The sequence below is a fragment of the Mesorhizobium sp. WSM4810 genome (assembly GCF_055811235.1).
The window spans coordinates 25,334-37,975 of sequence record NZ_JBVVQV010000035.1 but is presented as its reverse complement, the minus strand read 5'-3'; the positions used below and the strand labels follow the sequence as shown (position 1 = coordinate 37,975).

Here is a 12,642-nt window from a genome sequence, read left to right as displayed (position 1 = left end):
GATGGATCGGGTCTTCGTAGAATATTACGAGGAGGAACTGACCCATATCCGCGGACTCGCGGCGGAATTTGCCGACATGCATCCGGCGGTGGCACGCAACCTTTCTCTCGATACCGTCCCCTGCCCGGATCCGTATGTCGAGCGGCTGCTCGACGGCGTCGCTTTCCTCGCTGCACGCACCCGGTTGAAAGTCGACGCCGAGCGTTCGCGGTTTTCACGCAGCGTGCTGGATGTCCTTTACCCCGATCTGGTTACCCCGGCGCCGGCAACGGCGATGGCAGTGCTGAAACCCGGCCAGCAAGTCCAGTCGATGATTGCCGGCCATGTCATCAAGCGGAACACGCGGCTGGTGTCCAGCCTGCAACCCGGCCTGTCGACGCGCTGCACGTTCACCACCGCGCAGGAAATCACGCTGTGGCCGATAACCATCAATTCGGTCAGCTATTTCCAGGATCGCAGCGGGTTGGCGGCGGCCGGCATAACACCGATCGGCGGCGCAGGCGGCGAGGCGGCGCTGCGCATCACGCTGGGTCGGGCCGGAAAAGGCAAGCTCGGCGAATTGGCGCTCGACCGGCTTGATTTCTATTTCGCCGGGCGCACCAAAGCGCCATTGCTGTTCGACGCGATTTTCGGCGCCTGCTCGGCCGTTGGCGCCCGCGCCGAGGGCAAGGCCAATCCGCTGTCGCCGTTGCCGGAACCCGAAATGGTCGGCATCAGCGACGACGAGGCGCTGATGCCGCGTACCCGTCCGACATTCGAAGGCTACCGCCTGCTGCGTGAATATTTCATGATGCCCGAGCGCTTTCACTACGTGCGGGTTTCAGGACTGCAACCGGTCGTGCGCCGATGCGAGGCCGGGGTCGAGATCATCTTCATGTTCCGGCGCCCGGTGCCCGAGCTTGCCGATGTGACGCCGGCGGATTTCGAACTTTTCGCGACGCCGATCATCAACCTGTTCGAGCGTGACTGCAACGTCATCGAGCTCGATCCGCGCAGAACGCGGCAAGTGTTGCATGCCGACCGCACGCGGGCGCGCGACTTCGAAATCTATCGGGTGACCCATGTCGAGGACGCCGATGCCGAGGGTCCTGACGCCGAAATTCCAGAACTCTTCAGCCTGGGGCAAAACCGCAGCAATGGCTGGGTCTATTCCACCGAACGGCGCCCCCGCCGGGCCACCGAAGATGAACGGCGCGACGGCCTGACCCGCACTTCTTACACCGGAGACGACGTTTTCCTTTCGGTTTCACGGCCGGCCGGAAACCCGGCGAACCGGCCGCTGAAGCGTCTCGACATCATGGCGCTTTGCACCAACCGCGATCTGCCGATCCTCGACGACAACCCTACCTTGACGCTGGAGACAGGCGATCCGGTCGAAACGGTCCGGCTTACCGGTGCCTTGCGCCCGCCGCAGCCGGCGATCCCGGCGGCGCTGCCCGCTGGCGCCGAAGGCGAATCCCGCGCCGACAATCTCGCATGGCGGCTGGTGGCGCAGCTGGCCCTCAACTTTCTCAGCCTCGCCAAGGAAGGGCGCGGTGTCGATCCGTTGCATGCGCTGCTCGATCTTTATGCCGACCGCGGAGATCCGAGCCTGGCTCGCAACGTGCACTCGATCGTTCGCATCGACTCGCGCTCCGTCATCGAACGGCTGCAGATCGATGGGCCGATGTGCTTCGGACGGGGCACGGAAGTGACATTGCATGTGGACCAATCGGTCCTGGCCGGGCAAAGCACATTGCTGCTTTCGGCCTTGCTTGCACGGCTGTTTGCCCGTCACGCCGGAATAAACGGCTTTGTGCGGACCCGCACGCGGCTGCTGCAGAAGCAGGAGGATGTGCCATGGCCGATGACGCCCGGCAATCGCTACCTGATCTAGGCAAGCTCGACCCGGGCCGGGCCGAAGAGCTGGACGATACGTTCGACTTTTTTGAACTGTTGCGCCGGCTCGAACAACGCGGCGGGCTGTTCGGCTATTCCGGCCGCGCGGATCGCGAGCCGGCAAGGCTCGGACAGCATGTGCGTCTCAGCTTTTCCGCCAAGGACGTGGTTGAATTCCGCGAAGCGAAGGACAAGACGCCGGGGACGGACGGGACACCGGCCCGGGTCACCGTTGCAAATCTCGGGCTGATGGGACCGGAAGGCCCGATGCCGCTTCATTTGACACGCTGGGTGCTCGATCGTCTGTCGCAGCGCTGGTTCACCGGCGCTGACGCACGACAGACCGTCGACACGACGTTCGTGGATTTCGTCAATATTCTCCAACACCGGATGATCGCCCTGTACTATCGGGCCTGGGCGGACGCGCATCCGGCGGTACAGGTCGAACGCGCGGTCGGCGGCCGGGTAAGGGCCATGCTTGAAGCGATGGCGGGAACCGGACTTCCCGGCACCCAAAATCCCGATCTCGACGCCGTGAAGCTTCGCCAGGCCGCGTCGCTCGCCAGCCAGGTCGACGGTCCGGAGCGGCTGACGCTGTTCCTGGCGGAAGCGTTCAAGGTGCCGGTCGCCATCAAGGAGTTCGTTGCCACCTGGATGACCATACCGGCGACGCTCCAGACCCGGCTTACCCAGGCTTACGCAGTGCTGGGTCGCGGGGCGACGATCGGCCCGCGCGTTTTCAGCCGCCAAAGCAGGATCGAGCTCCGCGTCGGCCCTCTCGGCTATGAGGAGTTCAAGACGTTCCTGCCGGGCGGCCAACGCCTGAAACTGTTCAAGCAGGCGGTGCGCGACATGGTCGGGGAATCGCTCGACGTCGATCTGCGGATCGTGCTCGCGCGCGAAGCTGTGCCGCCGCCGCGTATCGGAGCGGTACAGCTTGGCCGAACCACCTGGCTTGCGCGGCCCACCGAAAGGGGCGATGCTGACGATATGCGGCTGCGGACGATCGTCGGATGGCGGCCGGAAATGGCGGAGGTCGCGGCATGAGTCTGCTGCTGACGCTGGAGCACGGACCACGCACCCAGGCGGTACGGCAGACCCGGCTGGACGAGGGTGAACTGGTGATCGGCCGCAGCGCGGACGCGGACTGGCAGATCGACGATCCCGATATGTTCGTTTCACGCGCCCATTGCAGGATCACCGGCGGGCGGGAAGGATATTTCGTCACCGACACATCAAGCAGCGGTTTGTTCATAAATGATTCCGACAGCCCGCTCGGCACCGGCACCTCGGCCCGTCTTCAGAACGGCATGCGGCTGAGGCTGGGCGACTACATCGTATGCGTCGATCTGCAGACGCCGGTCGCTCAGGCACCAGCGGCCAGCCAATCGTTCGCCGAACCGTCACCGCCGGCATCGCGAGCGCCGGTAAGCATCGGCCGCGATGACTTCTTTTCAGCCACGGTCGAAGAAGAGCCGCGCCGACCGCGTCCCGCCGATCTGCCGAACCCGTTCGAGCAACCCGTTCCAGGAGCGTTCGAGCGCGCCAACCAGCGCAGTTCGCCTGCCTTCGACGACCCGTTCAGCCTCGACCCGGTAGCGACGCCGGCGCCGAACGGCGCCGGCTATTCCGAACCGCGTGGTGCGCCGGACGCCGCAGACCCATTCAGCTTCGATCCGGTGCCTTCCGGTGCAAGCGAGCCCGCTTCAAGCCAGCCCGTTTCAAGAAAGTCCTCCGAATTCGATGACGGTTTCGGCTTCGGGCCGGCCGCGTCGCCCGATTTGAGAAACGGCGCCGGCTCGGCCGGTCAACGCAAACACGTCGCCCCAGAGCCGCAGCCGGCCAATCCCTGGGATCTGCCGGGCCCCGCGGCAGCTGTCCCTTCTCCGCCACGTGCTGGCGTTGCCCCCAGACCCGCCCCCTCCCCGGCGGCGGCGCAGGCGGCGAACATGGCCCTTCGCAGCGCGTTCCTGCGAGGCATGGGCATCGAGGAAGCCGAGTTTCCCGGTCGCGACAGCGTCGCGGAAATGGAGAAGTTCGGTCGCGAGTATCGGCTCATGATGGAAGGCCTGATGCAGCTGCTGCGCAAGCGAGCCGAGGAAAAAGGAAACGCACGCGTCGCCCAGACGGTGGTTGGGGCCTCTGAAGTCAATCCGCTCAAGTTTCTGCCGACGGTCGACGACGCCATCGTGACCCTCATCGCAGAGCGCAGCCCCGGATTTCTGGCCGGTGAAGCGGCAATCGCCGACGCCGTCCGCGATCTCGCGCAACATCATGTGCGCGCCTGGCGAGGCGTGCAGTCCGCCTTGCGGCGAATGATTGACCGTTTTGACCCGGCAGCGATCGAGGAAGAGCTCAAATCGAGTTCCGCGATCGGAACCGTGCTTTCGGGCGGGCGCCGCGCCAGGCTGTGGGAGCTTTACCAGAAACGCCATCGTGAAATCGCCCAGAGTGCGGAATCGAGCTTCCTCGGCGAAATCGGCGCTGATTTTCGGGATGCATATGAGGAGGAGTGAAAAAATGATCGATCGCCGCGAATTTGTCGTTGCCCTGGGCGCAACCGGGCTGCTTGCTGCTTGCCAGAGCGGTCCGCCGAAACCATCCGCGGTGACCGTCAACCTGACCGGCGCGGCCGGCATGAACCCGGGACCAGGCGGCGGCGACCGGCCGGTGACGGTCCTGGTGATGCGGCTGCGCAGCACCGGCAAATTCAACTCGGCCGATTATTTCGCGCTGCAGGGGGATGCCGGCTCCGCACTCGCAGGCGATCTCATCGGATCCGACCAGATCTCCGTCGGGCCTGGAAAGACCGCATCCAAAACCATCACGGTCGAGCCGGACGCGGCTGCGCTGGGCTTCGTTGCCCTGGTTCGCGAGCCCGGCGGCCGGACCTGGCGTACAACCAAATCGGTGTCGTCGGGATCAACAGTTACCGTCAACGTCACGCTTGGCAGCGGCGGCATTTCCGCCTAGCGGCCAGGGCAAGGGGTGCTCGATGCAGGAAGTAGCGGCATGAGCGATGCAAACAGGGTGCTGTGGTCCGAAGGCCTGTTTCTCCGGACCCAGCATTTTCAGCAGCAGGATCGCTTTTTCGAGGCGACCGTGCGCGGCGCGTTGCAGGCCGGGCAGCTGCATACGTTCGGCTTTCAGCAGCTGACGCTGGACCAGGCAATGCTCGATGCCGGCCAGGTCTCGATCCTGTCGGCACGCGGCATCTTTCCGGATGGAACCCCCTTCTCCATCCCTGACCTGATGGACGCGCCACGACCGCTGCCGGTCACCGCCGATACCGGCGCCGGACCGGTGCTGGTCGCCCTGCCGCTCGAGCCTGCCGGCGGTGTCGGCTTCGATCCGGCGCACGCCGCATCGACGGGCGCACGCTATCATGGGCGGATCGTTTCGGTGCGCGACGCCGTCCAGGGCGGTTCGGATCCTGAAGAAATCGAAATCGCCCGTCCGCAGGCGCTGCTGATTGCACCGGGAAAATCGGTTGGCGGCTACACCGCCCTGCCGATAGCCGACATCAAAGGGGTTCGAGCCGACGGCGGCGTCTCGCTGGACGAGACGTTCCTGCCGCCGACACTGGTTACCGGAGCGGTGGCCTGGTACCGGCAGCTGCTTTTGGAAGTTGTCACCGGCCTCGACCAGATCGCCGAGGCGCATGGCAAAATGGTCATGGGCGGGCCCGGGCGCAGCGTCGAAGACCTGCTGATGCTCAATCTCGCCAATGCGGCGCGTCCGCGGCTGGCCCACATGCTGGCTCAGGATGTCTTCCATCCGGCCGAGCTATACCTGGAGCTTGCCGGTCTTGCCGGTTCAATGGCGACCTATGGCTCGAGCGCGCGACGGCTGAGCGAGTTGCCCGCCTACGATCACATGGCGCCCGGCCCCGCCTATTCGGCGCTGGCCGACGCCTTGCGCTCGCTCATCCTGAGCCTGCGCTACATCGAGCCCAAATCACGCGCACTGCCGGTCATGCGGCATTCGACCAACGTCTGGAAAATCCGCATCGACAACCCGAAGCTGCTGGTGGCCAGCCGGATCGTCATCCGGGTCGGCTCCGAGCTGTCGGAAGATGCGTTGCGCAAGATTTTCGTCAACCAGGCGACCGTCGGTTCGGCCGATCAGTTCGAGGGCCTGTGGAAATCCCGTCTACCCGGCATTCCACTGAAACCGCTTCATTCCCAGCCGCGCGAAATCCCCTACGATGGCGATCGGCTGTGCCTCGAGCTGGATCAGAAAAGCGAGCACTGGGCCTCGCTGCTCGATGCCCCCGGCTTCGTCATCGGCGTGTCGGGTGTGCTGCCGAGCGAGCCGCAGGTCGACTGCTATTCGGTAAACAGGTGAGATGATGAGCCGCGATGATCCTTTCGGACTGTCGGAGGATCGCGAACGCACCCGCATACGACTGACCGGCGCGCCGATGCCGCGACCGATGACGCCACTGTTGTCGGGTGTGCCAATCAAACGGTCGCGCACCCATCCCAACACGCTGGTCAACGCATTCGCGCCGCTGCTCGAGTTCGCGCCCGAGCTTGAAAGCGCGCTGGCGCCGGAAAACCCGGAAGCGTTGCGCACCCGGTTGCTCGATGAGTTGGTTCGGGCGCGTGACGCGGCAATGGCGGCGGGGTCCTCCCTGGAGCGCGCCGACCAGGCGGCCTGGGTGGTGGCGGCATTGCTCGATGATTTGGCCCTGAACACGCCATGGGGCGGCGCCAGCGCATGGCCGCGCCAGCCGCTTGTGGTGATGCTGCGAGGCGATGTCGATGCCGGCACGCAGTTCTTCACGCGTCTCGACGAACTGGAGCGGCATCCGAACCGGGATCGCGAATTGCTCGAACTGCAATATCATTGCCTGGCGCTCGGCTTCCGCGGCAAATATCGTGTGCCAGGCCGGTCGGGCGACCGCTCGCTCAATGCGGTTCGCGTTGCTGCGGCGCGCTTTCTGCGCGATGCCGACGCCGACGGCGCGCCGCTGTCGCCGAACTGGAAAGGCGTGATCGCATCCGACGAGCCGCAGCGCTTCATCGTGCCGATCTGGGTGATGGGGCTCGGCGCGGCGGTTCTCGCCACTGGGATCTATCTCGGGCTGTCGATGGGACTGAGCAGTCAGGCGGTCGAGCTTTCGACGCTGGTTCGTGCCTTGCCGCCGCCAGCCCGCGGCGAGATCAGCCGGACATCGCCACAGGTCGACGCGCCGCCGCCGGAGGCAGTGGATTTCGCGCTGGTGCCGGAGTTTCAGGCCGGAGCGCCGGCTAATCTCAGAGCCGCGCTAAGCGGCACCGAGAGCGTTTCGCTGGCCAGGCTGATCATTCAGGCCTCCAACCCCGAACTGTTCCAGTCGTCGCGGCCGACACTGACGGAAGGCTTCGAACCGCTGATCGGTTCAATCGCCAAAGTGATCCTCGCCAATCAGGAACTGATCGGAAACATCACCGTGGTCGGCCATACCGACAGTATTCCCTTGCAACGGTCCAATCCGCTTTCCACCAACCAGCGGCTGTCGGAAGCGCGCGCATCAACCATTACCGAGATGCTGGTCCAGAACGGTGTGCCGCGGGACCGCATTCGTTTCGAAGGACGTGCAGCTACCGATCCAGTGGCCGACGACAGCACCCGCGCGGGACGGGCCTTGAACCGCCGCGTCGAGGTGCTGGTCGAAAAGAGGCTGTGAGATGTTCATCCTGCGCTTCCTCTGGGCGGTTCTGACATCGCGCTGGCTGTGGACGCTGATCGGCATCGCGCTGCTTTCTCTGGTTATCTGGGTGTTCGGCCCGATCGTCAGGGTCGGTGCTTACGAACCCTTCGCCTCGGAAAATGTCCGCATCGTCATCATTGCGCTGCTGGTCATTTTTTGGCTGATCTGGCTGATCGTCGCGCAGCGCCGGGCGATCCGGGCCAACCGCATGTTCGTCGCCGAAATCGCTGCGCCCGTGGTGGAGAAACCGCTGAGCCCCGGCGAAGAGAACGTCGCCGCCGTCGGCGCCAAGTTCGCCGAGGTGATGGTCGAATTGAAGCGCCGCAAGCTGGGCGGACGCAAGTTCCTGCGCGAGATGCCCTGGTACGTGATCGTCGGGCCGCCGGCCACCGGCAAGACCACGGCCTTGCGCCAGTCCGGCCTGAACTTTCCGATCGACCTCACCGACGATCTGCAGGGAGTTGGCGGCACGCGCAACTGCGACTGGTTTTTCTCCGAGAACGCAGTTCTGATCGACACGGCGGGCCGCTATGTGCAGCAGGAGAGCCAGCCCGACGTCGATGCGGCGGAATGGCTGGGCTTCCTCGACCTCTTGAAAAAGCATCGCGGCCGCCGGGCGCTCAACGGCGTGATCGTCGCGCTTTCGATCGATGCGCTTTCAGAGGGCGACGAAGCCATCAAGGCTCATGGCCGCAAGATCCGTCGTCGCCTGGCAGAGCTCAACGACCGACTCGAAATCCGCCTTCCAGTCTATCTGATGCTGACCAAGGCCGATCTGATCAAGGGCTTCGAGGCTTTCTTCGGCGGCCTGTCGACGGCCTCGCGCGAGCAGGTGTGGGGCACGACCTTCGCGCTGGATGCGCGTGTCGACGCAAAGACCATAGAACGGGAAATCGCCACCCTTGCGACGGAACTCGAGCGGCGGCTGGTGCCGCGCCTGGAGGACGAGGACAAACTCGCCGCCCGCGCCGAGATTTTCAGGTTTCCCGCCCAGCTGACGAGCCTGTCCGAGCCGATCCAGGTGCTGGTCGAGTCGATGTTCGGCGAAAGCCGCTACGAAGAAGCCGCCTGGCTGCGCGGCCTCTATCTGACGTCGGCGACCCAGGAAGGGGCGCCCATCGACCGGCTGACCGCGGCGCTGTCGTCATCCTTTGGTCTTCCGCCGCGGCGGGCCATGCCGGCGCCGCGTGTTGAAAAACGCAGCTTTTTCCTGAAGAACCTGCTGACCGAGGTCATTTTTAGGGAAGCCGGCCTGGGGACGTTCGATCCGCTGGCGCAGCGCCGCCGCGCCTGGATCTGGCGTGGCGCCGCGGCAGCCTGTGCCGCCGCCGCCCTGTTGGCCGGTGCGATGTTCACCTGGTCCTACTATGACAACCGCCATGCGATCGCAGCGCAGGCGGGCCAGTTCGAAGCGCTGCAGGCGCCGCTGACCGCGGCAGCCGCGACCCCGGCATCGGTGGAGCAGCCCGCCATCGACAGCGCGCTCTATGCGATGGCCGAGGTCGCAAATGCCCGTACCGCACCGCCGAGCAGTGCCCAGGACCTGCTCGGGCCATCGGCGTCGGCGGAGCTGCTGCGGGCGCAGGCCGACACTTACGAGCACGCTTTGCGCAACGTCCTCGAGCCGCACATGGTCGCCCTGCTCGAGGCGACGATGTGGCGGCAGATCCGCGATCCGGATTTCATGCTGGGGGCGCTAAAAACCTATCGGATGATGACCGGCCTGTCGCAGATGGACGCCGATTACGTCCAGAGCTGGTGGGTCAACGATTTGCCGGAATTCGCACCGGCGGCGCCCTTTCCGACCGCCGATGCGGAAGAGCACCAGCTTGCCGCGATCCGTCGCATGACGGTCGACGACAGCTACATATCAGCCGATCAGGCGCTGGTTGCCGAGGCGCTGAAAACGGTTTGCACGATTTCGCTGCCGGCGCGTGCCTACAGGCAGTTGCTGGCCGACCCGGCGGTGGCCGGCCTCAAGGAATGGATCCCGGCGAATTTCGCCGGCCCCAACGGCGCCAAGGTTTTTGCACGGCGTTCCGACAAGACGCTGCGCGTCGGCATTTCGGGCGCGTTCACCTATTCCGGCTTCCACGATGCCATTCTCGACCGGATCGAGGATGTCGCCGCCCAGGCGGCGCTCGATCGGGCGGTGTTTGCCGGAGGCTGCTCGGAAAATTCCGAAACCTCGGTATCGGCGCTGTCCGAGGATATCCTGAAACTCTATTACGAAGACTACATCGCGCAATGGGACAGCATCCTGCGCGATATCAGGCTCGCGCCATTGGCCGACCTGAATGTCGCCAGCGAGAACCTCAAGGACCTTTCAAGTGCCGACTCGGCGCTGAAGCGGCTGCTTACGGCGGTCGTCCAGGAGACCGAGCTGACCCGGTCCGATGAAGCGCCGGCCGACAACAAGGCGGCAGCCAAGGGCACCTCGAAACTGCTCGGCAAGCTGGGGAAGCTTGGAAAGATCGTGAAGACAGGCGCAAAACTGCTGCCGCGCGCAGGCTCCGCCAACGAGGTGGATCTTACCGGCACTCTGGTGGCCGAACACTTCAAGCCGCTCAAGGGGGCGATTGCCGAGGTCGACGGCCAGCCGCCGGCACTCGACGCCGCGGTGGTGGCGCTGACCGCACTTTCGAACGTGCTGCAGACGGTCACGGCCAATCCCGATCCGCAGGACGCCATCAAGAAACAGGGCGGGCTGGCCGAACTGACGGGAGCGGTCGCCAGGCAAGCGCAGATCCTGCCCGATCCGGTCGACGACTGGCTCGGCGGCATCGCCGGCGACACCAGCGGCCTGACACAGAAGGCGGTCACCTCGGAGCTCAACGCCATCTGGCGCGCCGACATCCTGCCGTTCTGCCAGGCGGCGCTGAACGACCGCTATCCGTTCAGCCCCGAAAGCGCGGTCGACGTCAATGTCCGCGATTTCGCCCGCCTGTTCGGGCCGGCCGGGATGATCGACACCTTCATCAACGACCATTTGATCAGCTATGTCGACACCGCCAGCCAGCCATGGAAATGGCGCGCCGATTTCGGCCTCGACGCGGCGGCCCTGGCGGCGTTCGAACAGGCCAGGCGGATCCGCGACGATCTGTTTCCAGGCGGTACCGGCCCGGTGATGAGCTTCACACTGCAGCCGACGGACCTGTCGCCCAACGTCACGCGCGTGACGCTCAATCTCGATGGCCAGAACCTCGTCTACTACAACAACGCGACGCGGCCGCAACCGATGACCTGGCCCGGCAAGGACGGCACCGGGGTCATCTCGCTCGCCTTCCAGCCGATCGACGGCTCGCCCGAAGTCATGCTGAACGAAACCGGCAGCTGGGCGTGGCTGAGGCTGCTGCGCAGCGGCCGCTTCACCGGCACCTCGCTGTCCGACGTCTACAGCCTGCGACTGGGCACACAAGGCATGTACGCGGATTTCGAGCTCAAGGCGGCCAGCGTCGAAAATCCCTACAATCTGCAGATGTTCAAGAAATTCTCATGTCCGCCACAGATATGATCCTGCCCGGCTTTTACGGCAAAATGCCCGCCACCGGCGATTTCGTCACGCGGCGGCTGCCGGGGGATTTTGTGCGCATCTGGGACCGCTGGCTGGCGCAGCACATCGTGCCGTTGATCGGCATGGAAACCTGGCCGCGCACCACCGCGCTACGCTTCCTGGCCGGCCCGGCTGCGTTCGGGCCATCGGCGGGCATCATTCTGCAGAGCGCCGACAGGGTCGGCAGGCAGTTCCCTCTCAGCGTCGTCGTTCAGCTTGCTGAAGCACCCGTTCGGCTGGCCGACGCCGATGCTTGGTTTGACGGGATTGAAGAGGCTGCCTTTGCTGCCCAGCGGGGCGAGCTGACGCCTGATGAACTGGACACTGCGTTGGCCGAACTGCCGGTGCCGCCCGTCGAGCCGGGGGCAGAGGTCATTAGCGACATGGTGATGTGGACTGACCGTTCAGACATGTTCGATGTTGACCCGCTATCGCCGCAAGCGACGCTGGAGCAGATCTTTGTGGCAAGCTGGGAGACCAGCTGATGTGGGCAATATCCAACGGTACAGGATTCCCGGCTATGGGAAGCTGGGTTCAGGACAAGGCCGCGAACAAGATCTGGCTGGTCTGCGTGAAGGCTACCTTCGACATACTGGCCGACGGAAGCACGCGGCCCTCGGGGGACCAGCTGCCACCGTTCATACAAGGGCAGCCTCTCGACGGCGATTATGCGAAAAGCCTGATCTATGAGGCCGATTTTTTCGGGGTAAAGCCGTGCACGGACGTGCTTGTCAACGGCACCGCCTGGTCACCGAACGGCAAGCCGACCACAGAGCTCGATGTAGGATTCCAGGTTGGTCCGGTTCAAAAGCGCCTGAGCGTATTCGGCAATCGCTGGTGGACGGTGAACCTTGCCGGACGACGTGTCATCGCGAGCCCCGACCCGTTTCTCAAGATGCCGATCCGGTATGAAGCCGCATTCGGCGGCTGGGATCGCACTGCCAACAATCCGAAGGATCATCGCCTGGACGCGAGGAATCCGGTCGGGCAGGGCTTCATCTCCAACCCGAATGGCTGTCTCGGGCGGCCGCTTCCCAATATCGAAGATCCGGCAAGCCTGGTTTCTTCCGTCGCCAGCCGCCCCGCGCCGGCCGGCTTCAATGCCCTGGCCTGTCATTGGTCGCCGCGCCGGGAACTCTCAGGCACCTATGACGAGGCCTGGCAGAAGTCGCGCTTCCCGCTTTGGGCGGAAGATCTCGACTCTCACTACTATTGCTGCGCGCCGCGGGATCAACAGATCGCCGGCTATCTGCGCGGCGGCGAGCCGGTACAGCTCATCAATCTCTCGCCGAACGGCCCGATACGATTCCATCTGCCGCGACTGGTGTTTGGCTTCACGACGCGTATCAAGCGCGAGACGATTCACACCCGGGGCACGCTGGCGACGGTGATCGTCGAGCCGGACGTGCCGCGGGTGATTATGGTCTGGCAAAGCTCGCTCGTGTGTAATCGGGATATCGACTATCTCGATCAGACCATCGTACGCTTGAAAAAGCTCATCTGATTGGGGGGA

9 protein-coding genes are annotated in these 12,642 nt (G+C 64.6%); all 9 read left to right on the top strand.

What is annotated here, in order from left to right; all coding sequences use genetic code 11:
- Position 1: 1 nt before the first annotated feature.
- The 9 genes from tssF to AC0L3O_RS31355 are packed head-to-tail and all read left to right on the top strand — an operon-like array spanning position 2 to position 12,633.
- Positions 2–1,876 carry a type VI secretion system baseplate subunit TssF gene (gene tssF / locus AC0L3O_RS31395; RefSeq protein ID WP_473617576.1) on the top strand — a complete coding sequence of 625 codons (1,875 nt, stop codon included), beginning with the start codon at positions 2–4 and terminating at the stop codon, positions 1,874–1,876.
- Complete coding sequence (tssG, locus tag AC0L3O_RS31390; RefSeq protein ID WP_473617575.1) at positions 1,840–2,925, top strand: type VI secretion system baseplate subunit TssG; 1,086 nt, start codon at positions 1,840–1,842, stop codon at positions 2,923–2,925. The genes tssF and tssG overlap by 37 nt, the downstream gene beginning before the upstream one ends.
- Complete coding sequence (gene tagH / locus AC0L3O_RS31385; protein WP_473617574.1) at positions 2,922–4,394, top strand: type VI secretion system-associated FHA domain protein TagH; 1,473 nt, start codon at positions 2,922–2,924, stop codon at positions 4,392–4,394. The genes tssG and tagH overlap by 4 nt, the downstream gene beginning before the upstream one ends.
- A gap of 4 nt (positions 4,395–4,398) precedes the next feature.
- Positions 4,399–4,851 (top strand): type VI secretion system lipoprotein TssJ, encoded by a 453-nt coding sequence (gene tssJ, locus AC0L3O_RS31380; protein ID WP_027154116.1) that lies wholly within the window; start codon positions 4,399–4,401, stop codon positions 4,849–4,851.
- Between the two features lie 39 nt (positions 4,852–4,890).
- On the top strand, positions 4,891–6,225 hold the full coding sequence (gene tssK / locus AC0L3O_RS31375; protein ID WP_023801305.1) for a type VI secretion system baseplate subunit TssK: 1,335 nt from the start codon (positions 4,891–4,893) through the stop codon (positions 6,223–6,225).
- A gap of 4 nt (positions 6,226–6,229) precedes the next feature.
- Complete coding sequence (gene icmH, locus AC0L3O_RS31370; RefSeq protein WP_473617572.1) at positions 6,230–7,552, top strand: type IVB secretion system protein IcmH/DotU; 1,323 nt, start codon at positions 6,230–6,232, stop codon at positions 7,550–7,552.
- A gap of 1 nt (position 7,553) precedes the next feature.
- A complete protein-coding gene (gene tssM, locus AC0L3O_RS31365) occupies positions 7,554–11,090 on the top strand; it encodes a type VI secretion system membrane subunit TssM (RefSeq protein WP_473617571.1) in 3,537 nt (1,178 codons plus the stop codon).
- Positions 11,087–11,614, top strand: a complete 528-nt coding sequence (tagF, locus tag AC0L3O_RS31360) for a type VI secretion system-associated protein TagF (protein ID WP_473617569.1) — start codon at positions 11,087–11,089, stop codon at positions 11,612–11,614. The genes tssM and tagF overlap by 4 nt, the downstream gene beginning before the upstream one ends.
- Positions 11,614–12,633, top strand: coding sequence for a DUF2169 family type VI secretion system accessory protein (locus AC0L3O_RS31355; RefSeq protein ID WP_287228710.1), 1,020 nt, complete (start codon positions 11,614–11,616; stop codon positions 12,631–12,633). The genes tagF and AC0L3O_RS31355 overlap by 1 nt, the downstream gene beginning before the upstream one ends.
- The last annotated feature ends 9 nt before the right edge of the window (positions 12,634–12,642 follow it).

Coding starts and splice junctions, on each gene's coding strand:
- tssF (WP_473617576.1), top strand. CDS start 2: ATGGATCGGGTCTTCGTAGAATATTACGAGGAGGAACTGACCCATATC.
- tssG (WP_473617575.1), top strand. CDS start 1,840: ATGGCCGATGACGCCCGGCAATCGCTACCTGATCTAGGCAAGCTCGAC.
- tagH (WP_473617574.1), top strand. CDS start 2,922: ATGAGTCTGCTGCTGACGCTGGAGCACGGACCACGCACCCAGGCGGTA.
- tssJ (WP_027154116.1), top strand. CDS start 4,399: ATGATCGATCGCCGCGAATTTGTCGTTGCCCTGGGCGCAACCGGGCTG.
- tssK (WP_023801305.1), top strand. CDS start 4,891: ATGAGCGATGCAAACAGGGTGCTGTGGTCCGAAGGCCTGTTTCTCCGG.
- icmH (WP_473617572.1), top strand. CDS start 6,230: ATGAGCCGCGATGATCCTTTCGGACTGTCGGAGGATCGCGAACGCACC.
- tssM (WP_473617571.1), top strand. CDS start 7,554: ATGTTCATCCTGCGCTTCCTCTGGGCGGTTCTGACATCGCGCTGGCTG.
- tagF (WP_473617569.1), top strand. CDS start 11,087: ATGATCCTGCCCGGCTTTTACGGCAAAATGCCCGCCACCGGCGATTTC.
- AC0L3O_RS31355 (WP_287228710.1), top strand. CDS start 11,614: ATGTGGGCAATATCCAACGGTACAGGATTCCCGGCTATGGGAAGCTGG.